At 34.7% G+C, this 22077-nt stretch carries 22 protein-coding genes; 6 read left to right on the top strand and 16 right to left on the bottom strand.

Annotation, left to right across the window (positions count from 1 at the left end):
• Positions 1 to 24: 24 nt before the first annotated feature.
• On the bottom strand, positions 25 to 834 hold the full coding sequence (locus HMPREF3031_RS03920; protein ID WP_070684420.1) for a MurR/RpiR family transcriptional regulator: 810 nt from the start codon (positions 832 to 834) through the stop codon (positions 25 to 27).
• A 172-nt stretch (positions 835 to 1006) separates the two neighbouring features.
• On the opposite strand from HMPREF3031_RS03920, the gene HMPREF3031_RS03915 reads away from it, so the two are divergent.
• Together HMPREF3031_RS03915 and nagB are read left to right on the top strand one after the other, a co-directional pair.
• On the top strand, positions 1007 to 1675 hold the full coding sequence (locus HMPREF3031_RS03915; protein ID WP_002480221.1) for an N-acetylmannosamine-6-phosphate 2-epimerase: 669 nt from the start codon (positions 1007 to 1009) through the stop codon (positions 1673 to 1675).
• A gap of 23 nt (positions 1676 to 1698) precedes the next feature.
• Positions 1699 to 2430 carry a glucosamine-6-phosphate deaminase gene (nagB, locus tag HMPREF3031_RS03910; protein ID WP_002480222.1) on the top strand — a complete coding sequence of 244 codons (732 nt, stop codon included), beginning with the start codon at positions 1699 to 1701 and terminating at the stop codon, positions 2428 to 2430.
• 70 nt (positions 2431 to 2500) lie between these two features.
• Here nagB and HMPREF3031_RS03905 read toward each other — a convergent pair whose 3' ends face one another.
• From HMPREF3031_RS03905 to HMPREF3031_RS03880, 6 genes are all read right to left on the bottom strand, one after another.
• Positions 2501 to 3451, bottom strand: a complete 951-nt coding sequence (locus HMPREF3031_RS03905) for a CorA family divalent cation transporter (protein WP_002480223.1) — start codon at positions 3449 to 3451, stop codon at positions 2501 to 2503.
• 88 nt (positions 3452 to 3539) lie between these two features.
• The gene (locus tag HMPREF3031_RS03900; protein ID WP_023014830.1) at positions 3540 to 5471 is read right to left on the bottom strand and encodes a P-loop NTPase fold protein; all 1932 of its coding nucleotides are present in this window, start codon (positions 5469 to 5471) and stop codon (positions 3540 to 3542) included.
• A 173-nt stretch (positions 5472 to 5644) separates the two neighbouring features.
• Entirely contained in the window at positions 5645 to 6367 is a 723-nt protein-coding gene (locus tag HMPREF3031_RS03895) for a gamma-glutamyl-gamma-aminobutyrate hydrolase family protein (protein ID WP_002480226.1), read from the bottom strand.
• A 138-nt stretch (positions 6368 to 6505) separates the two neighbouring features.
• The gene (locus HMPREF3031_RS03890; RefSeq protein WP_002480227.1) at positions 6506 to 6946 is read right to left on the bottom strand and encodes a MarR family winged helix-turn-helix transcriptional regulator; all 441 of its coding nucleotides are present in this window, start codon (positions 6944 to 6946) and stop codon (positions 6506 to 6508) included.
• Positions 6918 to 7319 carry a transporter suffix domain-containing protein gene (locus HMPREF3031_RS03885; protein ID WP_002480228.1) on the bottom strand — a complete coding sequence of 134 codons (402 nt, stop codon included), beginning with the start codon at positions 7317 to 7319 and terminating at the stop codon, positions 6918 to 6920. The genes HMPREF3031_RS03890 and HMPREF3031_RS03885 overlap by 29 nt, the downstream gene beginning before the upstream one ends.
• Positions 7320 to 7571: 252 nt before the next feature.
• Positions 7572 to 8405, bottom strand: coding sequence for a CPBP family intramembrane glutamic endopeptidase (locus HMPREF3031_RS03880; RefSeq protein ID WP_002480229.1), 834 nt, complete (start codon positions 8403 to 8405; stop codon positions 7572 to 7574).
• 112 nt (positions 8406 to 8517) lie between these two features.
• Here HMPREF3031_RS03880 and HMPREF3031_RS03875 point away from each other — a divergent pair, with 112 nt between their 5' ends.
• On the top strand, positions 8518 to 9027 hold the full coding sequence (locus tag HMPREF3031_RS03875) for an SA1002 family membrane protein (RefSeq protein ID WP_002480230.1): 510 nt from the start codon (positions 8518 to 8520) through the stop codon (positions 9025 to 9027).
• A gap of 44 nt (positions 9028 to 9071) precedes the next feature.
• On the opposite strand, the gene rbsK is transcribed toward HMPREF3031_RS03875, so the two are convergent.
• The 5 genes from rbsK to HMPREF3031_RS03850 all read right to left on the bottom strand — a co-directional run bounded on the left by rbsK (position 9072) and on the right by HMPREF3031_RS03850 (position 15211).
• Positions 9072 to 9983, bottom strand: coding sequence for a ribokinase (rbsK, locus tag HMPREF3031_RS03870; protein ID WP_002480231.1), 912 nt, complete (start codon positions 9981 to 9983; stop codon positions 9072 to 9074).
• A gap of 17 nt (positions 9984 to 10000) precedes the next feature.
• Complete coding sequence (gene rbsD, locus HMPREF3031_RS03865) at positions 10001 to 10405, bottom strand: D-ribose pyranase (protein ID WP_002480232.1); 405 nt, start codon at positions 10403 to 10405, stop codon at positions 10001 to 10003.
• 17 nt (positions 10406 to 10422) lie between these two features.
• Complete coding sequence (rbsU, locus tag HMPREF3031_RS03860; RefSeq protein ID WP_002480233.1) at positions 10423 to 11304, bottom strand: ribose/proton symporter RbsU; 882 nt, start codon at positions 11302 to 11304, stop codon at positions 10423 to 10425.
• Between the two features lie 171 nt (positions 11305 to 11475).
• A complete protein-coding gene (rbsR, locus tag HMPREF3031_RS03855; protein ID WP_002480234.1) occupies positions 11476 to 12471 on the bottom strand; it encodes a ribose utilization transcriptional repressor RbsR in 996 nt (331 codons plus the stop codon).
• 154 nt (positions 12472 to 12625) lie between these two features.
• Complete coding sequence (locus HMPREF3031_RS03850) at positions 12626 to 15211, bottom strand: CDP-glycerol glycerophosphotransferase family protein (protein ID WP_257243473.1); 2586 nt, start codon at positions 15209 to 15211, stop codon at positions 12626 to 12628.
• Positions 15212 to 15485: 274 nt separating this feature from the next.
• Here HMPREF3031_RS03850 and HMPREF3031_RS03845 point away from each other — a divergent pair, with 274 nt between their 5' ends.
• Entirely contained in the window at positions 15486 to 16094 is a 609-nt protein-coding gene (locus HMPREF3031_RS03845) for a class I SAM-dependent methyltransferase (RefSeq protein ID WP_002480237.1), read from the top strand.
• A gap of 147 nt (positions 16095 to 16241) precedes the next feature.
• Here the strand turns inward: HMPREF3031_RS03845 and HMPREF3031_RS03840 are convergent, their stop codons facing one another.
• Together HMPREF3031_RS03840 and HMPREF3031_RS03835 are read right to left on the bottom strand one after the other, a co-directional pair.
• The gene (locus HMPREF3031_RS03840; RefSeq protein ID WP_002480238.1) at positions 16242 to 16991 is read right to left on the bottom strand and encodes a sugar phosphate isomerase/epimerase family protein; all 750 of its coding nucleotides are present in this window, start codon (positions 16989 to 16991) and stop codon (positions 16242 to 16244) included.
• Positions 16992 to 17170: 179 nt separating this feature from the next.
• Positions 17171 to 17449 carry a GNAT family N-acetyltransferase gene (locus tag HMPREF3031_RS03835; RefSeq protein WP_002480239.1) on the bottom strand — a complete coding sequence of 93 codons (279 nt, stop codon included), beginning with the start codon at positions 17447 to 17449 and terminating at the stop codon, positions 17171 to 17173.
• 186 nt (positions 17450 to 17635) lie between these two features.
• Between HMPREF3031_RS03835 and HMPREF3031_RS03830 the strand changes: the two genes are divergently transcribed.
• Both HMPREF3031_RS03830 and pbp4 read left to right on the top strand, forming a co-directional pair.
• Positions 17636 to 18016: a (4Fe-4S)-binding protein gene (locus HMPREF3031_RS03830; protein ID WP_002480240.1), complete on the top strand. Its 381-nt coding sequence runs from the start codon at positions 17636 to 17638 to the stop codon at positions 18014 to 18016.
• A 164-nt stretch (positions 18017 to 18180) separates the two neighbouring features.
• The gene (gene pbp4 / locus HMPREF3031_RS03825) at positions 18181 to 19419 is read left to right on the top strand and encodes a penicillin-binding protein PBP4 (protein WP_070724625.1); all 1239 of its coding nucleotides are present in this window, start codon (positions 18181 to 18183) and stop codon (positions 19417 to 19419) included.
• A 56-nt stretch (positions 19420 to 19475) separates the two neighbouring features.
• On the opposite strand, the gene HMPREF3031_RS03820 is transcribed toward pbp4, so the two are convergent.
• Both HMPREF3031_RS03820 and manA read right to left on the bottom strand, forming a co-directional pair.
• Positions 19476 to 20747 (bottom strand): amidohydrolase family protein, encoded by a 1272-nt coding sequence (locus tag HMPREF3031_RS03820; protein ID WP_002480242.1) that lies wholly within the window; start codon positions 20745 to 20747, stop codon positions 19476 to 19478.
• A 678-nt stretch (positions 20748 to 21425) separates the two neighbouring features.
• A partial coding sequence (gene manA / locus HMPREF3031_RS03815; protein WP_070724633.1) for a mannose-6-phosphate isomerase, class I occupies positions 21426 to 22077 on the bottom strand: 652 nt, incomplete at its 5' end.

Genomic DNA, 22077 nt, shown 5'->3' with positions numbered 1-22077 from the left:
TCTTACAGCAGACAACCGTTAGCCTTACTTGCCTTCACCTTTCTCTAATACTGTGCGACGTGTACGTTGATAAAGTTGATTCATATAATCATTGTTCAATAATAAGTAACAGATTATGTCCATCAAGAATGTAGTCGCAGTTTGTGTATTAATAAAGCGTGTATCATTGACGTTAGACTTCGCAGAAGTAATCAAAACTAAGTCTGCATGTTTCGTAATCAGACTGCCTTTATAATTAGTGACCACAGCCACAAAGGCACCTTGTTCATGTGCAATCTTAGCCGCATCTGCCAACTCTTGAGTTTCACCGCTATTAGAAATACCGACAAACATATCTTGTGAAGATAATAATGAAGCTGAAATTTTCATTTGATGCGCATCCGTTGAGACATTACCTCGAATGCCCATACGCATCGTACGGTAATAAAACTCACTCGCAGTTAAACCAGAACTGCCGAGTCCTGCATAACTGACTTGTCTGCTGGTCTTTAAGTAATGCGCAAACCGTTTAATCTTCTCTTCTGAGATAAATTCTCCCGTTTGTTGAATAATATTTTGATGATAACGGTGTATCAATTGAACTAAAGGTGCATTCTCCACAACTTTCTCTGATTTTTCATGTTGCAAATTGAATTTCATATCTTGGAAATTATGATATTCCAACTTATTACTAAATCTAGTAATAGTAGCCGGAGAGGTGCTTATCGCATGCGCTAAAGAATTAATCGTTGAGAAACGATCATCTAATTCATTGGTACGGATAAACTCAATAATCTTCTTATCCATTTTAGTCAGTAAATGGCGGCTACGTTGAACACGATTTTCAAACTTCATGCCTCTTCACTCCCCTTAAGGTATTACATTTACTCTATTATATATGAAAATCTTTTTCAAACGATAGTAAAGAATTGAATATAAATTTCATCGTGTTATGATATGAGTAACTTAACCGACAACCTTTGAACTACTATATTTACAAATTAACAATATTTTGGAGTGTGTGCTTATGTTACCACAAGGTTTAATCGTTTCTTGTCAGGCTTTGCCTGATGAACCGTTACATTCATCATTTATTATGTCAAAAATGGCACTAGCTGCGTACCAAGCCGGTGCAGTCGGTATTCGCGCAAACAGTAAAGAAGATATCATCGCAATTAAAGAAGAAGTACCGTTACCTGTTATCGGTATCGTTAAAAGAGATTATCCAGGTTCAAAAGTATATATTACTGCGACTTCAAAAGAAGTCGATGAACTGATTGAAAGTAAATGTGAGGTCATCGCGCTAGATGCGACAAAACAAGAACGTCCGAAAGAAACGTTAGAAGAACTTGTTGCATATATTCGTGAAAAAGCACCAAACGTTGAAATCATGGCTGATATCTCTACAATTGAAGAAGCAAAACATGCGGATGAGCTTGGCTTTGATTACGTAGGTACAACATTACGCGGATATACAGACTATACTCAAGGTCATATCCTATATGAAAACAACTTCGCTTTCTTAAGGGAAGTCTTAGATCAAGTAAATGCGAAAGTCATCGCTGAAGGTAATGTGATTACACCAGAAATGTATAAAGCAGTCAGTGATTTAGGTGTACACTGTACGGTTGTCGGCGGTGCGATTACACGTCCGAAACAAATTACAGAACGTTTTATTAACGCCGTAAAAGAATAGTCATACTACTTGGAGGATTAGAAATGCAACTCTACAACTTAAGAAATAAACAACTTGCCAGTCAATATGTCGCAATCGAATTCTTGAAACAAATTAAAGCACGCCCTGACGCTGTCTTAGGACTAGCTACAGGCTCGACGATGACAGATTTATATACTCAACTCTCAGATTTATTAAATGCGAATCACGTCGATGTCAGTGGTGTCAGAACGTTCAACTTAGATGAATACGTTGGTGCAGGTCCAAAAGATCTGCATAGCTATTATGCATACATGCATCAACGTTTCTTTAACCAAAATGAACAATGGAATGAAGACAATATCTATATTCCGAGCGGTGTAGCTGAAGACTTAGATCAAGAAGCAAAACATTACGAAGATGCGCTTAAAGCTGTCGGTCAACCTGACATCCAAATTTTAGGTATCGGTGAAAATGGTCATATCGGTTTCAACGAACCCGGTACGTCTTTCAATAGCCAAACAAGAGTCGTAGACCTTACACCTTCTACGATGCATGCGAACAGTGTCCATTTCAAACACTCAGAAGATGTACCGAAACAAGCACTGTCTATGGGCCTTTCTTCTATCATGCGCGCAAAACGTATTATCTTACTCGCATTCGGAGATAAGAAAATCGATGCGATACAACGACTCGTTAACGGTGAAACTACAGAAGATTTACCTGCGTCTATCCTTCACAACCACGATAATGTAGAAATCATTGTAGATGACGTCATTTATCAAGCGATTAAATAATGACTGATACCATTATCAATATTAAAAATGCCTTTGAGGACAATATGATGTCTTCAAAGGCATTTTATAGTTAGAACCACTTTTTCTTCTTAAAGATTAACAACAATACCACTACGATAATGATAGAAAATGCGATGAAAATAAAGTAGTTGTACTGACCATGCAGCTCTGGCATGTTTGTGAAATTCATGCCATACCAACCCGCTAAGAAAGATAACGGGAAGAAGATGGATGAAATAATTGTCAGCACATTAATCACTGAATTAATACGACTTGAGTGATAAGACTGATTATTGTCTTTAATATCATCCGTCAATGCTTCACAAGATTCTAATGTTGCATTTTGATGTTTCAAATGGTTATAAATTTGATGATACAAACGTGCTTTATCTTGACCGCTGTCATAAATATCTAATGTCTGAATCGCATTGACCATTTGTTCCATCGGCAGTAATATCCGCTTCAACTTAATAATCTCAGACCGTATCTCATACACTTGCTTCATAAATGCACGTCGTTGTTTACGATTCTCTTCTTCGTATTGAAAAGAAAACACCTGATCTTCAATCGCATTGACATAAGAGAAATAAGACTCTACAATCCCCTTCAATAACTTCAATGCGATTAATCCAGCATCTCGTTTTACTTTATTTGTCTTAACAGCATCAAACAACTGTGTCACCGTTTGAAGTTCAGCATCATGAACCGTAATCACATGATTACCATCTATCGTAATCCCTAATGGTTCCGCTTCAAAGTCCTTTCCATCTATCGCATGCATCAATAAATGTTCAACATCATTTTGAGCATCATGGTAGAGGTTCGGCCGTCTTAATGTATATATAGAAGCTGTAATCTCTTGAATATTCAATTCAAATGTTGTTGCGAGAAAATGCGTTTCTTCTTTCGTCGGCTGGATACAATCATACCAAGTAAACACACTTTCTTTTGGCACTTCTTCAACTTTGTCTGTCGCAATAACTTCATGATCTGGTGTCACATATATACAACGTATCGCCATAGTGTACGCTCCTTTCTCTTTCTTATTTTGTATTTTAATTACCCTAATGAAAAAGGTTAATCAATAATAATAGAGAAAAGATGAGAGTTTAAATTTCCCATTCACTTTTCATTATATTTTCAATTTCTTCTCTTTTTTTATCATTCAATTCTGATAGGCGTTCACTAAATTTATCTTCGAATATTTTATTATATGCAATATTAGATAAGTTCAAATACTTCGTTGTAATAGTGTGATTTTCAGTAAATTTAGTAGTACTCCCTGCCAACTTATTTATAACAAATTGGTAAAACTCACTATTATCCAACTCAAAAATCTCTTCAAGTTTTTCATCAATGTTTATATGACTCTTTACATTGTTATAGTGTCCTGTATATAACATATAAATGTAAATAGGAACATTTAAATCAAAAACACTTTTAAAATGATTATTTTGAATAGTTTTCACAAACAATTCAGATTGTTTTATTTTAGAATCTTCATCACGAAGTGGTACAAATAAAGTTAATAACTCTAACTTTTGTGAAACATCTATCCATTCTAATGGAATAATATATTCTTCATACTGCTGATATGGTTTTATCTTAAAATTAAAGTCAAGTAAATCTCTCACATTCCTTAGTAATGATTCTTGCCAAGGCAATGACAGCATTCTTTTTTCTTTTTCAATAAAGAAATAGGGATAAGCTAATTTTTTTAATAGCTCTATATAAACTTTCGCATCACTTTTTATGTCTAGAACTAAACTATCTTTTATCATCATTGCAAAACTTTTTAGCTCTTTTTCATTCAGTTTATTTATTATGTCTCTCGATTCACTGAAGGTTTTTTCAAAATATTCATAAACCAACTCTGAATCTATAGAACTATAATTCTCTATTCTTTCAATTTGATATAAAGGGAAATGCATTTGTTCTTTTATAGATCTAAATTTAAATAGTCCATCATGCTTCTGATGGAAAAGATTATAAATAAATCTTATATCACTATATTGTTGAGTTAGCCAGTTTTTTTCAAAAAAGTCTACTAATGAAGGATTGTTATTGTTATGTGACTCTAAATTCCATTCATATACATCTTTGATATTATTAGAAATATATTTATATTCTTTATTATAAAAAATATAAATATAACATAAATAAATCATTTCTCCAACATTAACTTTACAGTTTCTCTTTTCGACGTACTCATGTTTAAAAATATTAAATAACTGCTTCGCTTCTCTATATGTTCGTTGGTCTTCAATAAATTTATCTTTCACATCATTAATTAATAATGTATCTCTTTGCTTAATATTATCTTGTCGAATAATGTTATTTAAACGACTCTCTAAAACTTCCCATATAAAGTTAGGGTTTGTTTCATAAGGTATCGATGTAATTTCATTCAAAATTTTTTGAATAAATATGTTTTGTTCATCAGCGATTTTAGAGTAATCTCCAACAACAATAATTAAGGAATTTTCAAATGAGTTGATAGTTGATAGTTTGCTATATAGTTCATTTCTTTGTCCTTCATCTATACGGTCAAAATCATCTATAATAAAAATTACATTATTATTTTTGGCTAAATATTTACAAATTCTTTGTCTAAGCATTTGAGTCATTGAAAGTTTATCTTTCCAATATGTGAATAATCCTGTTAGAACTAAATAAAATCCGACAGAAACGAATACCCAAATATTTTGTATAAGAGTTGTTGCTTTTAAATACATAGTTAATGTTTGTATTAATCCGATTATAATTATTATGATAAAAGGCATTAAGCTATACAACCTGTATCTTTTAGGCATCAGTTTTAGATAAATATATTTATAAAAGTCATCCGAATTACTTTCATCCCAAAAGTCTAACCAAATAAAATCTCTTTCCTTTTTATTATTTTTATTTACACTTTCTTGAATTAGATTAAGATAACTAGTTTTACCGGTTCCCCACTTACCATTTAACAATATCGAACCATTGTATCCTGAATTGATATATTTTCCAATAAAATCTCTTACGTGTTCATCTAGGCCCAATTTATCGTCTTTTTTACTTTTGATTGCGCTATCTTGTAAAATGATTCAAACCTCCTTTTTTAAATATTTAATTCAGTATAACTGATAACCAACTCTAAAAGATAAAAATATACTCTATTTAAAAGAAACAAAAATACTACCTTCTGATTTTTCTAGAAAAGGTAGTATTTTTGTCATCTTCTTTCAATTTGATCCACAAAATCTTTAAATAATGCATCCATACTGTTTTCATGCCACAACATTTCAGGGTGCCACTGAATACCGACCATATATGGATATGATTCTGATTCAAAGGCTTCAATCACCCCATCATTAGATTGTGCCATGACTCTGAAGCCTTCTGCGAGTTGATTAACGACTTGGTGATGGAAAGAGTTCACATAGAATCGACCTTCAGGAAATAACGCACTTAGACGTGTGTTCGGAAAGACTTTGATTTCATGTGTCTTCTCAGTCGGATTCGTTGGTTGCCAGTGTCTAAGTGATTGTATTTGACGATACGACGTATCTTGGAATAAAGAACCACCGTGGAAAACATTTAAGACTTGGGCACCACGACAAATCCCTAGAATTGGTATAAAACGTTCTTTCGCTTTCTCTATCAATTTAAAATCAAACACATCTCTCGAAAGTAGCGTTTCGCCTAATTTGTCTTGCGGGTCTTCATTGTAAAGTTGCGGACTGACATCTTGTCCCCCGCTTAAGAGTAAAGCATCTACTTGTCTGATTTGTGCTTCTATAATGTCATCGTTATCTGTTATAGGAATAACCATCGGCACAGCGCCTTGTTTCACAATCGAGCGGATATAATCCTGATTGACATAACAACGCTTATAGCCTGGAAACATTCCTGCTTGATCCGTTAATATATTTGCGGAAATACCTATCGTTTTCATGATGTCTGCCTCCTGTTGTTGAATAATTTTAATTATAGTGAGACCGTCGGAATTGTCAATGTGAATTCATAATTTTCAGATATCACCCCAATAAAAAAGACAACCTCCAATTGGAAGTTGCCTTTTAGAATCTATAAATTAAATGATTTTTTGTAACTTTATTAATGCGTTTCTGATTTCTACAAGCTCTTCATATGAGAAAGTATCTGCGCATTTTTTACTAAAATCATGAATATAATCATTAATACTCTCTTTATATTCTAGTCCTTTTTCACCTAGACCAATGATGGATGAACGTTTATCATGGTCATCTTTATACAGATAGATATAATCTTTTTGTTTCAACTTTTGAAGTTGTTGGCTGATGGCACTTTTAGAGACATCTAAACGTTGTGCTAATTCACTTGGTTTCATATCTTGGTTTTCTACTAAGATGGTCATAATCACATGTTGCTGATTGTTTAATTTAAAATGTGAATACTCTCGTTCTTGCTGCATGTATTCTATCGCAATCTCTTCGTTAATTTTGGTGATTTCCTGAGCGACATGTTCAATTTGCGTTAGGTTTGATTGTGTCATGTTTACGACTTCCTTTTTTCACTGTTTTTAATTCAATAACTGTTGTTTGATCTGCTTGTGTTTCATTATAAGGGGCTTCTGTTGCGTTCTCAACGTTCACTTCAGTTGCTTCTGTGACTACAGTTTCTTTTTTCTTGAACCAGTTTTTCGGGTTTAATTTGCTTTTGTATTTTTTAACGACTTGTTTACCAAGCAATACGATTGATACTAAAATATTAACTTCTCCAAATACTAAGACACTGCCGATAATAATTCCTTTAAGTTTTAACGCAATCGGTAAGAATCCAATAAGTGCTGCAACACCGTACATCGCTGCTCCAATAATTAAAAGTGTAATTCCTATTTTAAATTTTTTCGATTTATTTTTAAGCATAATAACCGCCTACCTTTTCCTTGTTTTATTTAATTAGTTTAGTTAACTTAACTAAATTATAAGTGGTGTTTTAAAATTTGTAAACCCCTAAGCTCAACTTTTTTTAAATTTTTTGATTTGCTTCATATCAATACGCTTTAAAGCCTTGTCACTAAAGGATTTCTTTTAAAAATAAATATAAAAAAATCCTCTTTCATTAATGAGATACTCACATGAAAGAGGATGATAAAGACTAATTTCATTTGTATTAAGTTAAAAGTTTACTTTGAGCCGCTTCGCCAAATTAATAATCAGCACGATAAACAACACTGTCAAAATAATACTGCCTTCGATACCCATCGTACCGCCAGTCAGTATGTTATCCGTATGATATTTCGTTTTAAACAAACTGAAATTCAGTTCATTTCCACTGACATTAATCCCATAAATACAACCTTGTACGAAGTTCCATATAATATGGAACCCAGCAACTGTCCAAATCGTACCGTCGATTCTGTAGATTAAAGACAAGACAATACCGACTAAGAATATATTCGTCACACCGACAATGGAAATATTAGGGTTCATCCCATGGAGTAAGGTAAAGACCACTGCTGAACACACAATCGCAAAACGATCACCATATCGCTGTGTTAAACGTGTTTGGAGATATCCACGCATCAAAAGTTCTTCTGCGCTTGCTTGAATACAAAATCCAATAAATGCTAAACCGATACCTAATAACACCGTTTGATTCAGCGTATTACCGACAATTGAAATATTTCCAAATAACACTAAAATTAAAATCACTACAGAGAAGACGATAAAGCCGAATAAGCCTCCGATACCTAGCTTTCTAAAAGCATATGTACGGTAAATACCGACTGAACTTAACGGAAGGTGCTCTCTGTTATGTACATACCAAAAGAGAATTAATATTGAAAATATAAATGGGACAGGAAGTAGAATGACTTCTTGAAGGGGATGATTTCTGACCATTAAATAAAAAGGCCCCGCAAACAACCCGCCACCTAGCATCATCAAGATGGATAAGAGTGAAAACTTAAGCCAACTTCCCTTATAATGTTGTGTAAATTGATTTTCCATAAGTTGTTCTCCATTATATAATTAGTATAGTTTATCTATTTAATTTTCTCACAATCGGATATCTACCGCAAATATTATTTTTTAACTTCATTAATCAAAGGACGTGACATCTATGACGCTATTTAACATCATCTTAGTACTTATCATGTTTTTAGCTATTGATTATTTGGCTAATCTCGGTAAAAAGAAAAACGCATTCCTACAAACAGCACTCTTAAGTACACTCTTAATCTTTACCGCTTTTATTGCTTTACTGCTAGGTGTATCTATTATCTTATTAATAAGTGCTGTCATTGACTTGGGTAATGATTTATTCATAACGGGACTCTTAATGATTTTAACAAGTGGAATTATTGAATTTTTCTTACTTCGTTATTTCATCAAACGTTGGTTCAATGATGTATGGACCTTAACTGTCGTTGAATATTTCATCCAATGGTTATTAGTCTATCTCACCCTCTATCAAGTAATGACACAGTCATTATCTAGAATTAAATTAGAAGTCGACATCCATACGCTGTTTCATATCTTGAATATCGAAGCTTTGAATTTAACGTTACTGCCTGTGCTTTTAATCAGTTGGATCTCCCTCATCATGCATAAGATTAATCTCAGACAATGAAAAAAACCTATCCTCGCATATATGGATAGGTTTTTGAAATTCGTTTAATATTCAATGTCTTTTGCGAATGGGATAGAGATTTGCGCCCCTGCTTTTTGAACTGTATAAGATGCTGCTTTATTCGCAAAATCAATCGCAGTTTCTAAATTCATTTGTTTCACGTCAAACGCACTGACAAATGCGCCGATAAAAGTATCTCCGGCTGCTGTTGTATCCACAACATCAACTTTATATGCTTTGACTAAGCCAGAGTTGCCTTTGACTGCGTAATACGTACCTTGTGCACCGATAGTAATTAATACGACTTTAATTCCTAAACTTAAGAAATAGTCTGCGTTTTGAGCCATTGATTTTTCATCCGTCACTGGAATACCAGATAAGATTTCTGCTTCAAACTCATTCGGAATAATCACATCTATCAGTCCTAATAATTCTTCAGGCAATTCACTCGCTGGTGCTGGATTTAAAATCGTTGTAATACCATGCTTACGCGCAATTTCAAACGCACGGATAATCGCCGGTATAGGGACTTCTAATTGTGCCACTACATAATCCGCTTCTTTAATCACTGCTTCAGCTTGTGCCACATCTTCAGGTGTAATATCCATATTCGCACCGCCATAGACGTAGATGGTATTACTGCCGTCTTTATCTACTGTAATAAATGCTTGTCCCGTATCTGCTGTTTCTGATTCTGTAATATACTCGGTATTCATTCCTGCTTCTTTGAAACCTTCAAACATAAAGTCAGCTAAACCATCTTTACCGACTTTTGAAATAAACGTGGTATCTGCGTTCATACGTGCTGTCGCAATCGCTTGATTCGCACCTTTACCCCCGCCATATTTCTTTTGTCCTTCTTTGACATGCAAGGTTTCACCAGGTTTCGCATAACGCTCAACAGTTAAGAACTGATCCACATTCGTTGAACCTAAAATTACTACTTTATTCGTCATACTGTATCTCTCCTCGCTTAAAATGTCACATTAGATTCTAAAATAATATTTGAAAATGGTGTGATTTCACCTGTACGTATATTGCCTTTATTTAATGAATGACTTAAGTAGGCTTTCATTTCTGTATGTGGAATAAATTCAATCTCTACATCATCCTCTAACAGTGCTTTAATTTGTTTTAGCTGCGCTGGGTTATGTGTTTTAATTTCTTCAGCTAAATAGATTTTTTGAATTTTCATTTCTGTTAAGACTGTTTCTAGCACATCAATAAAGCGTGGCAACTCTTTTGTGACCGCTAAATCAATTCTACGTGCATCATTTGGAATCGGCATACCCGCATCATTAATGGTTAATAAATCAAAGTGGCCGATTGTCGCAATGGCTTGTGAAACATGACTATTTAATACAGGGGTTTTCTTCATTTCTATTCCCTCCAAAATTATTTAATAAAGACTGTGACTGTTGCGGCAGCTAAAATTAACACTAAACCAACCATCGTAATCAACATTTCTTTCTTCGTCTTACGTTGATTTAAGAAATAAATACCTGTTAACGTCGCAAGAACCACTGACGTTTGAGATAAAATAAAGCCTGTCGCAAGACCGTTCATATCTGGTTGTGCTGAAATTAAGTAAGTTAACGCCGCAAATGCGAAGAAGAAACCTGAAATGATTTGAAGCCATGTAATCTTATTCTTAAATGGATTGTCTTTCTTCATCATTGTTAAACCATAGATTACTGCGACGAGAACCATACCCATAGCTTGAGGTAAGAAGGCTGCTTTTCCTCCGATATCTGTCGCTTGTGGTGCAGCTGAATATAGCCAATATCCAATTTCACCAATCAGCAAGATAACTACTGCTTTCTTTAAGTTACCGCTGTTTTGTTCCTCAGGATGTTCACTCCATACTGTCATACGTGCACCGATTAAAATCACAATTAACGCCACAAAACCGATAATTTTATTGCTTAGTCCTGGCCAGTTACCTAACGCAAAGACACCCCATAATGAAGCACCAAGCAATTGGAAAGCTGTTGTGACTGGCATTGCTCTTGAAGAACCGATAAGTTCAAAGGCTTTGAATGTTAAAATTTGGCCGAAACACCAACCTGCCCCAGAAAGCAACGCAAACATTAAGTTCATACCTGTCGGGAAGTGTTGGGCTGTCAATCCCGCAAAGACTAACGCAAAGATTAATGTCCCTACCGTCGTTCCGATAATTTGATGGACTGGTTTACCTCCGAACTTTGACGCAATCGTCGGGAATAAACCCCAACCAAGCAATGGACCTAAACCAATAAGTAAAGCGACTAGATTCATGAATAACACCTCTATTTTTTTCTAAGTGGATTTAGTAAAACGTTTTACTTTACTCACATACTAGCACTTTTCATTTATTTTGTATACGTTTTCATATAGATTTAAGATTTTCGACACAATAAAAAACGAGTACACTTATCAAGGAATAAGCGCCCCGTCTTTGATGGATGATTATTGATTTAATTGTTGTGTTGTTTCTCTGACCACGAGTTCATTCGGCAATTCAATACGTTCAACCCCTTGATCAGTCTCCGTAATTTTCTTCACGATTAATCTCAGTGCTGTTTCCCCAATTAACGCAATGGGTTGGGCTACTGTCGTTAATGCCGGTGTCATATATTGTGAAAAACTGATGTTGTCATAACCTACGACTGAAATCTCTTCAGGTACAGCTTTACCACGTTCTTTTAGACCTCGTATGATTCCGATGGCCATTTCATCGTTAATCGCAAAAACCGCAGTCACTTGACTGTCGATGATTTGATCAACGATTTGTTTACCGCCTGAAGGTGATAGTTCTGTTTCTATCTTCAACGGTTTTTGAACATCATGGGATTCGCAATAATCTTCAAAACCTTTCACACGTGCCTGCATATTCGACATCATTTCATACGGTTGTACAATGGCAATATGTTGATGATTTAAATCAATAAGATGTGCTGCCGCTAAAGCACCGCCTGTCTGTTCATCTGTTCGGATGATATCGGTATATCCATTATCTTCACTTTGGTCTAACACGACATAAGGAACATTGTGTCTCTCTAAATAATTGTTCATACTTTCAGGTTGATCGATTAATCGCGCAATGACTAAACCGTCCATGCCTCTTTCAACTAAATGCTTGATGTTATGTTCTAGATGGTCACCTGAAGTACTTAAGAAGAATAAATCCACATAGTCCGGCTTATGTTGTTCCATACTCTGCATAATCGCTGAGAAGAAAGGGTTCGTTAAACTGGGGACTAAAACCCCGATTAATTTAATCGTATGTCCTCTTAATTGTTGAGCATTTTTATTTGGAATATAACCTAATTTATCTTTAGCTGTTAACACTTTATCAATTGTCGCTTGCGAAAAGCGTTCTTGTTTATGATTTAAAATGTGCGAAACCGTTGTTAAGGATACACCTGCTTCTTTTGCGACATCTTTAATTGAAACTTTCTTCATGAGTGCTTAATCCCCTTACGTTGACAGACTCGCTTACGCAAATGTGCCACCTTTTTATCTCTTTCATCATATCATCTCTGATTTCGTTTGTAGAGTTCAATTCAATACAAACAGCCTATATTGCGACATACAATACAGGCTGTTGTTTAAAATACTATGATTTTATATGACTCGCATTTTGAGCGTCTTGTTTTTTAAGTTCCTCGCAAATACTGTGATAGATACGTGCACAGTTCTGATGATCGATATGGTCGAAAATCAAGCTGCGGTCATAGTGTTGCGGTTCATTGTGTTTTACTTTGTCGGTAATTTTACTGATTAATTCATTTTCTGAATACGTAATATCACCGATAAAGGTTTCATTAATCGGTCTTAGAATGCCTTTTCTAAAGAACTTGTTCACATCAAAGTGATAGAAAATCACAGGTTTATCCATATAGTTAAAGTCCGTGCTGACTGTACTGAAGTCTGTAATCAGTAAATCATGTTCAATCAATAAGTCTTGAACAGTTTTCGTCCCAAGCTCTATAAAGTTCACATGTTTCAATTCACGTTCACTTAAGTAATCTTGGAAGAATTGTTGTGCTCTATAGTGCGGGTAGAAGTTGATTTCTACACCATATTGTTCACTTAAAGTTTTTAATTCAGGATTGTTCAAGAAACTGATATAACGTCTTAAGTATTCACTTTTTTCAAAGGCTTCATTACTGTTCAACCAATCACGCCATGTCGGCATAATTAAGACTTTCTTCATTTGTGGTTTAGGTTCTAGCGGCAATCTATCATAACGTGCTAAGCCAGTCACTGCGATTTCTTCAGGTTCATAGCCCATTTCATCAACTACGATATCGTATTTCTCATGATGGCTAGAGACATTGAATAAATCGAATGGGTCATCATAGAACTTCTTATGATATTCGACATTCTTTCTACCGAGAACTCCGTGTTGTAAGAAGATTTTAATCGTTTCATCATAACCGAAGAATTGTGGTGCTGCTTTATATGGCATAATATTTTCAATATCATGTGTACTCATGACCACTTTCGCTTGTGGGGCGATACGTAAATGTTCATCTGAACCAAAGACTAAGACATTCTCCATATCTTTGATTTTTTCATAGTCTTTAGATTCGCCATCAATGACGTAATAAACATCCGCTTCCGCATGTTCATAGAGCCACTCAAAGAGCTGAATGCCGCTTTCTTGTGCTGTATCCGTACGTTCTCCGACCATCCAGATATTCGGATCTTTATGATTATGGTTATTTAAAATTTGAAGTTGACGTTCTGTCATCGTAAACGTTTCAAATTTAATGTTTTTAAATGGCGTCAATGTCAACATAAAGAACGTCGTGAGACCATTCTCTTCTACTGTTTTTAACGTATGGATGCCGTCTTTCTTATAGACCCCTTGACGGTATTTGATTTTTTCTTTTCTGATTAATGTATCTTCATCATAAATTGTGATGAAGACATCGATAATCGATTTATTTTCAGTCAATAGCGTATTCAATTGGTCATAATCAATTGAGATATCATAAACGCCTCTCGCAATCGGTAAATGATATTGATTGCCTGAGATACGTTCTTCAAAGGTTAAATAATATCTGCAATGTTGATATAGCGGATGTGGCTGGAAGTACATATTCAAACTCTCTTCTGCCACTTGATTAATCCCTAATTTAAATTTAGGTTTACGGTGTGTAATGGTTAAACCGTATCGATTGCGGATTTGAAGCTGGTAAATTTCATGATCGATTTGATGTAAGGCATCAAACGGTCTTGTTTTACCTTGTAGTAAATAACAATGACCATTAATCTCAATAAATAATTTCTTCTTAATCGTTGTTTCTAAATGATCTAAAGCTAATTTAACTGTGACTTTATTACCCATCATCACTTGTGTTGGTAAGTAAACTGCGTTTTCGTAATCGACATCAATTAAACCTACTCGGATTTTATCCGTCTCATCAAAGCTGCCTTTGATGAAGAATGACAGGTTGATGTCTTCTGTGTTCATTAACTGTGTCATATAAACTTGGTCTACTGCGTAATACATACGATCAATCGAGAGTTGTTCATCCGTCCAGTCATATTCCATAAAGTAATGATGCACGACTTCTGGAGATTCAATTTTAGCTGGATACATCGTCGTCCCTTGTATCACATGTACTTTATAATTTTCTTTTTTCAAACGATCTTGGATATACGTGTAGTTAATCTTGTTATCTCTAAGATCTAGTACTTTCATATTTTGATCGTTAATTAAAAACACACTGTCTATGGGTGTTGAACTCGAAACTTCAATTGTGTCAGGACCTGCGCTTGTTAACGCGATAGGTAAAGCTTCGTTCACAAACTTGAAGCCTGTTTTAACTGGTTTAATCGTAATAGATTGATTAACAATCAGTTCGAAAATACCGTGATCCATATAGTATGTACGTCTTAATTCCGGTGCACGTGTCAGCCATAGGGCTTTTTGACCGTAATAGAATTTTATCGTTTGTGCAGGTTCAGCATGTGTAATAAAGTCGCTTTTAATTGCGACGATTAATTCATTTTTTTGATGTGATAAGATGTCGAACGTAATTTCTTCATCATTCATCCCTTGCGTCTCTTTTACATCTTCAGGTGTTTCAATATCCACTTCTGAAAATGCTTGATGGCGTTGTTTTAAGAGACGTTTCCAAAACCATCCTAGTATCACTACAGGAAACAACCACAGGATGTTCTTCCTCATATCCCTCACCTCTATTCCTCATAAATTATAACATGGTACATTAAAAATATAACAAAATTTTTCGTATTATCTTTTTTAATGTGAAAAAAGATAATTAAAAACAACTAAAAAAGTTACTTTAAACCATTTCGGTATTAAAAAACACAGACTACAACTTTAACTTTTCATAAATTTTATTTCTGAGATAGATAAATGAACACTCAGTTCGTTTTGATTGCCTAAATCTTTTAATCTTTTTAGACTAGTACTGAGGTTAAAGAGAGGAGGCATCACCATGAATCATTGGGATGAAAAATTTGATTACGACACATATATTTATGGTAAAGAAGCGAATCAATATGTTAAAAGCGTCTTTTTAGAAAAAGTAGATACACCAAAGAAAGTATTGATGTTAGCTGAAGGTGAAGGACGTAACGCAGTTTATCTTGCGACATTAGGCTATGATGTCACAACGTATGATTTATCTAAAGTCGGCATTGAGAAAGAATTAAAACTTGCGGAAGAAGCAGGTGTTACAGTCGATGCGAACTATGGTGATATCACTGCGTCTGATTTAACTGCAGAAAATGCCTATGATTATAGCGTGAATATCTTCGGACATGTTCCTCCAGAAGGTAAACGCGGGATGTTCAATAACTTAATCAAACCTTTAAAATCAGAAGGTCATAGTTACTTTGAACTTTATTCAACAGAACAACTCGAAAATAAAACAGGTGGCCCACCAAACAAAGCCATGCTTTATGAAGTAGATGAAATCAAAGGTTATCTTGAAGACCTTCCTGTTAAAATCCATAGTCTAGAAAAACGAGATATTGAACGTAAAGAAGGTACTGCACACACAGGACATGCGAGCGTCATTCAAGGACATATTGAAAAGCTATAATAAATAAATGAAAAGCTGAGACATGTATTAAAGCATACTTTGTCTCAGCTTTTATTTGTCTTTTGAAATATCAATGATGTTTTGCATGTAAAGAATGCGATTGTGATGAACTCATACTTGCATAAGCAAACTTTTCAGCAACTATCGCTACTTTCTTTCATTTTCTAACACTTCAATTGACTGCTTGTCTCTTAATACTTCATTAACATCGCTTGAAGGATATTCAAGACCTATTGGTAGCCCTGTTGGTAGTTTTTCAAATACTGATTTCCAATCAATAATACCTTTATCTAAGGATGTAACGATAAAGTTACCATTTTGTTCTGCTAGGTTTTTCAAGTGAATATAAGTAACATATGATCCTAGTATGTCAGCCGCATCAACTTCACTTTCTTGAACATATCGGAAATTACCCAAATCAAATGTATAACCTATATTTAATTTAGCTTTTTTAGCATCTTGTAAGAATTGATTAATCTTATTAATCGTTCCTGACTGTTGTGTTTGATCATTTTCAACCGTAAAGTTAAATGGTTGATCATTAATAAAATTCAGTTGTTTTAATTGACTAAAATGTCGATAATTTCCAATCGACATCTTTACATTAACCACATTAAGACGTTTAGCTTCTTCAAAATATTCGAAAATTTTAGGGTTTAATTCACCGTCATCTAAAAATATATAGTCGGGCACGCTATAAAATAACGTAATGTTTTTACTTTCTGCTGCTTTGCGCATCTCAGGAATTTCTTTGTCGATGTCTACGAAGTACTCTCTTCTAGGTTCAATTTTGTTGAAACCTAAAGATAAAATATCATCAAAAAGTTCAACTTGCTTCAAACCACTGTTAATTTTTGCTTGAAATACTAAGGTATTAAATACTAAGTTGTTGTTCATTGTTGTTCAGTCCTTTACATAAATTAGTAAACCCATTTATCATTCTCATCCATATCATAAACTGGTTTACTCAAAATGTCGACGCTTTCATTTTTTTATATTCAATGATTAAGACAAAAAAACAGACCTCTCTAAAGAAGAAGTCTGCTTGTTATCATAAGTCGTGTGTATAGAATGTGTTAGCTCTTTAATACATCCGCATATTCTGGTGTTTTATCAAAGACACTTTTCGCAAATGGACATAATGGAACGATTTTCATATTATTTTCTCTCGCATAATTGACTGCTGCTTCTACCATCGCATAGCCTACACGTTGGCCGCGTAATGCTTCTGATACTTCTGTATGATCAATAATAAATAAGTCTGGACCTGTTGGGACATATGTCATCTGTGCTTGATAGTTATTTTCATCTTGGCCTACATAAAATTTATTGTGTCCGTGTTTTACTTCTGTCATTGAAATCACTTCCCTCTTTTTATTAATTCGATATTACCTTGTGCACCTCTTAAAAGCAAGAATATTAACTTATCTTACAATACTGATTGTTATTATTAATAGTATAACGAGTTATATTAATTTTAAACAACTTATTTGTGTGCTATATTGAACTTAAGTATTTGGCATAATATGAGGAGTGATAAAATGAGAAAGACTTATACTAGTGAAACAATTGATGTCTCTTTTGAACCTGCGCGTTGTATCCATGCAGCTGAATGTGTGAAAGGATTACCACAAGTTTTTGATACAAAGAAACGCCCTTGGATTGACCCTGCGAATGCGACAGCTGATCAAATCGCAGAAGTCGTAGAACGTTGTCCAAGCGGTGCGTTGGAATATCATCGTAAAGACGGTAAACCAAATGAACATCACGAACACACAGAAATCTCAATCGGCAAAGATAACCAAATTATTATTAAAGGTGAATTTACGTTAAACCATAATGGTGAAGTCATTGAATTAAACCGTGCGATTTTAAAAGGCGGTCCGAATGTTTCGGATAATCCGTTCTATACTTTAGGTTAATCATCATATTAACTACACTTCTTGACTTGTTTATAAAAGAGTTAGAAGTGTAGTTTTATTAAGTTTATGCTTTATTAATAAATCTTATTTAAATCTTGTTGAATACAGTATTCTCTTATAGTAACGTAAGAGTATATTATCTTATAAAAGGATGGCCATACATTGTGAAAAGAGTTATAAGCATCATTGTGTCAGTTATGTTCTTAATGAATATACTGATTGCACCTACCGCTCACGCTGAACAGACGCCAATAGACGTTGCGAAAGAAAACCATCAAACGATTCAAAAACAGTTTGATCCTAAAAGTGCCTATGTGACTACCGAACAGGGACAAATTTTGTATGATTATCACGGCACACGTAACATCGACCCTGCTTCTACCACAAAGTTGATGACCATATACTTAATATTAGAAGACATCAAACAAGGTGACGCTCACCTGTCAGATAAAGTTAAAATCACACCGACTTATGAACAAATGTCTCAACTCCCGAATTTGACGACATTTCCTTTAAAAACTAAACAAACCTATACTGTAGACCAATTGTTGAAACAAGCCATGTTAGAGTCTAGTAACGCTGCGACATTAGTACTTGCACACCATGTGGATGGTGATATTTCTAAATTCACAGACCGCATGAACCACAAAGCGAAACAATTAGGGATGCATCATACACATTTTACTAATCCAAGTGGTGCGAATAACCAATTGATTCATCAATTTATCCCAAAGGCTTATAAAAGTGAAACAACTTCTCAAAGTACAGCACAAGACATGGCAATACTTTCTCAAGCAATCTTGAAACAGTATCCTGAGGTACTCAATTACTCAAAGTTAGAAACCGACAAACAGTATGGTAAAACACTAAAAAATACAAACTTATCGTTACCGCATGGTCCAGATGCATTAAAAATTGTAAATGCTGACGGTCTAAAAACAGGTACGAGTGAAAATGGCTACAATTTAGTATTAACAGCCAAACAAAAAGAACTACGTATCAACACAGTCGTTATGAATGTACAACCTTATCCTAATGAAGCTGCGAAACATGCACGCCAAAAGCTTGCGAATGCTTTAACGGAAGAAGCTTTCAAAAACTATGAATACCGTAAAGTTATCTCTAAAGGTGAACATGAAATTGATGGTAAGACGTATGAAGTAAAAAAAGATTTATATGATCTGGTGCCTAAAGACAAAGCTAAATATGACTTGAAAATTATTGAAGATGAACAATTAAAAGTAGACTATCCTAGAAAATTCCTTAAAGGTTATCATGCACCTTCTGTTGAAGTTGAGCCAGTAACGCACTGGGGTACTTTGATTTTAGGTGCGCTTGTCATGATTGGCGGTGTCATATTACTGACTGCAATCATCTATATTATTGTGAAACGACATAAATAATCATTCTATATGTAAAAATGAGCGGAATCTCACAGGTTCCGCTCATTTTTTCGAATCTATTTTGTTTTACGTGTAACATCTAGTTCTGTTTCATATTTAGGTAATGCTTTCTTGAACAAGTATTCACCATGACGTACAGACGCTAGGCAGTCTGAGCGACGTCTTTGTGCTTCAAATACTGTTGGCGCATCTACTACGATAAAGTTAGCAGGTTTACCTTCATCTAAACCGTATTCATCTTCAATGCGCATTAATTGTGCACCGTTGTAAGTGATTAAATCAAAGTTGCGTGGGAAGTCTTGTTCACGCATTAATTGTGTCGCATGCAGACCGTTATCTAAAATATTCATCAAGTTACCTGAACCTGCTGGATACCATAGGTCTACGATAGAGTCTTGACCAAATGCGACGTTAATGTCGTTATCTACAAATTCTTTTACGCGTGTTAAACCACGGCGTTTAGGATACGTATCTTGACGTCCTTGTAAGAATAAGTTCTCTGTTGGGCATGAAACAAAGTTCAAGCCAGATTGACGGAATAAGCCCATCATACGGAATGCATACGCATCATCTGCTGAACCGAATGAACAAGTGTGAGAAGCTGTCGTATAAGGGCCATAGCCTTGTTTCATTGCTTCTGCGTTCAATTGTTCAAGATAACGTGCTTCTGCATCATCTGTTTCATCACAGTGTACATCAATCAATTTGTCATATTTAATCGCAAGACGTACGATTTCTTTCACTGATTCTGCACCGTCTTCAGGACTCCATTCGTTATGTGGAATACCTCCGACACAGTCAGCACCTAGTTTCAATGCTTCTTCTACTAAGTCGCGACCTGTTTTACCGTCTTCTTCGAATGAATACATACCATTTTGTGGGAATGCGACCACTTGAATCGTGATATTGTCTTTCAATTCGTCTCTGACTTCAATTGCCGCTTTAATCCCTGTTAAGTTAGGGTCTGTACAGTCTGTTTGTGCACGGATATATTGTGTTCCGTAACTTGCGACATCATTGACTGCTTTACGCATACGTGCTTTCATTTCTTCTTTTGTCGTACCTTTTTTATAATCATTCCATAAATCAATCGCTTCAAATAGCGTACCTGATTCGTTTTTGATTTTAGGATCTTGTCCTGTAAAGTAGTAATCTAAATGCAAGTGTGAATCTACATAAGGTGGTAGCACTAAACGCCCTTGTAAATCGATGACTTCATCAGCATCGCCTAAATCATTACCGAACGCCACAAACTTGCCGTTCTCTACTAAGATTTCAGAGGCATCATCATGTTTATAGATTGATGCGTTAATAAATTTTTTGCTCATTTCCATTCCTCCATCTCTCTTACCTTCACAAACAAAAAATTATTCAGTATTCCAAAAATGTTACATCCCAATTTTATCAACTTAAGATTCAATAAAGAAACTTAACGCATTGAGTTTTACCACTTCGAAGCTATTTTAACCATATGTTCAAACTGACGCCCATATTAATATGTAAAAATTATTTTATATTTTTATCGACTTGTATTGTGATACTGTTATATTATATAAATGCGATATAAAGAGCTAAGTAAGCTGTCACTTACTTAGCTTTTAATAAAGGCTCACAATGGATCTTGTGAAACTCTAACGAACCTAAATGGTTAGTTAACTTCTGTACTTAATTGTCCGTTAGTACAGAAGTTATTTTTTCCATCTTATTGATAGCTCCTTTTAGCAAAAAAGTCACTAAAACGACGGAACATACATTTTCAAAATTCAAATGAATTTCTATTAGCGTAATATCCATACTATCACCTCCCCGATAACTCCATTTAAGGCTCGAGGCGGCTTCACATGCTTCTCTCTATTTCATGCTAGGTTCTTTACCCTTGGATATCATGCCATATTTATCTATAAATTACTTTTATAATTTTTAAATGTAATATTTTTTCTCGCAAAGTAAAAAAAGAGCTGAAACAGCCAAAACTGTCTCAACTCTTCATTAGTTCATACAAATATTTATGAATGACTTACTATAATACTCATATCACCTTTGAATGTGATATCTAAATCTTCTGAAGTTATGACAAAATGTGTACCTTTGTCTATAGTGTTTGATTGGCCATCTACAATTACTTCTCCGCTTCCTTCAATCACAGAGATCAAACAATACTCATACGGCTTTTTGAAAATCAATTCACCCTGAATATCCCATTTCTCTACAGTGAAGAATTCATTTGATACAAATTGTGTAAATGCTTGCCCATCGCGTGTTTCGTGAATTGGTTTTGTATTAGGATTTGTTTGGTTTACATCGATGACTGCCTTACTTTGTTCAAGATGTAATTCACGTGTATTACCATGCTTATCTTTACGGTCATAGTCATAAATACGATACGTTGTATCCGATGATTGTTGTGTTTCTAAAATTAATATCCCTGCGCCAATCGCATGAACAGTACCTGCTGGTACATAATAGAAATCACCAGGTTTTACTTTTTCTTTATGGAATAAACCTTCGAATTCTTTATTATCTATCATACGCTCTAAATCTTCTTGATTATCTACATTAACACCATATATAATTTCTGCATCTTCTTTAGCGTCTAAAATATACCAGCACTCAGTCTTACCATAGCCGCCTTCATATGCTTTCGCGTATACATCATCT

This window comes from Staphylococcus sp. HMSC072B07 (assembly GCF_001815505.1).
GTDB lineage: Bacteria > Bacillota > Bacilli > Staphylococcales > Staphylococcaceae > Staphylococcus > Staphylococcus simulans.
The sequence above is the reverse complement of the archived record's forward strand: the minus strand, read 5'-3'. Positions and strand labels throughout refer to the sequence as shown.

Excerpts from the sequence above, each read along its gene's own strand:
- HMPREF3031_RS03840 (WP_002480238.1), bottom strand. The coding sequence starts at position 16,991 with ATGAACAACAACTTAGTATTTAATACCTTAGTATTTCAAGCAAAAATT.
- rbsK (WP_002480231.1), bottom strand. The coding sequence starts at position 9,983 with ATGACGAATAAAGTAGTAATTTTAGGTTCAACGAATGTGGATCAGTTC.
- HMPREF3031_RS03845 (WP_002480237.1), top strand. The coding sequence starts at position 15,486 with ATGAATCATTGGGATGAAAAATTTGATTACGACACATATATTTATGGT.
- HMPREF3031_RS03895 (WP_002480226.1), bottom strand. The coding sequence starts at position 6,367 with ATGAAAACGATAGGTATTTCCGCAAATATATTAACGGATCAAGCAGGA.
- HMPREF3031_RS03890 (WP_002480227.1), bottom strand. The coding sequence starts at position 6,946 with ATGACACAATCAAACCTAACGCAAATTGAACATGTCGCTCAGGAAATC.
- HMPREF3031_RS03880 (WP_002480229.1), bottom strand. The coding sequence starts at position 8,405 with ATGGAAAATCAATTTACACAACATTATAAGGGAAGTTGGCTTAAGTTT.
- rbsR (WP_002480234.1), bottom strand. The coding sequence starts at position 12,471 with ATGAAGAAAGTTTCAATTAAAGATGTCGCAAAAGAAGCAGGTGTATCC.
- HMPREF3031_RS03835 (WP_002480239.1), bottom strand. The coding sequence starts at position 17,449 with ATGACAGAAGTAAAACACGGACACAATAAATTTTATGTAGGCCAAGAT.
- HMPREF3031_RS03905 (WP_002480223.1), bottom strand. The coding sequence starts at position 3,451 with ATGGCGATACGTTGTATATATGTGACACCAGATCATGAAGTTATTGCG.
- HMPREF3031_RS03820 (WP_002480242.1), bottom strand. The coding sequence starts at position 20,747 with ATGAGCAAAAAATTTATTAACGCATCAATCTATAAACATGATGATGCC.
- HMPREF3031_RS03875 (WP_002480230.1), top strand. The coding sequence starts at position 8,518 with ATGACGCTATTTAACATCATCTTAGTACTTATCATGTTTTTAGCTATT.
- HMPREF3031_RS03830 (WP_002480240.1), top strand. The coding sequence starts at position 17,636 with ATGAGAAAGACTTATACTAGTGAAACAATTGATGTCTCTTTTGAACCT.
- nagB (WP_002480222.1), top strand. The coding sequence starts at position 1,699 with ATGCAACTCTACAACTTAAGAAATAAACAACTTGCCAGTCAATATGTC.
- HMPREF3031_RS03885 (WP_002480228.1), bottom strand. The coding sequence starts at position 7,319 with ATGCTTAAAAATAAATCGAAAAAATTTAAAATAGGAATTACACTTTTA.
- rbsU (WP_002480233.1), bottom strand. The coding sequence starts at position 11,304 with ATGAATCTAGTCGCTTTACTTATTGGTTTAGGTCCATTGCTTGGTTGG.
- HMPREF3031_RS03920 (WP_070684420.1), bottom strand. The coding sequence starts at position 834 with ATGAAGTTTGAAAATCGTGTTCAACGTAGCCGCCATTTACTGACTAAA.
- rbsD (WP_002480232.1), bottom strand. The coding sequence starts at position 10,405 with ATGAAGAAAACCCCTGTATTAAATAGTCATGTTTCACAAGCCATTGCG.
- HMPREF3031_RS03915 (WP_002480221.1), top strand. The coding sequence starts at position 1,007 with ATGTTACCACAAGGTTTAATCGTTTCTTGTCAGGCTTTGCCTGATGAA.
- HMPREF3031_RS03850 (WP_257243473.1), bottom strand. The coding sequence starts at position 15,211 with ATGAGGAAGAACATCCTGTGGTTGTTTCCTGTAGTGATACTAGGATGG.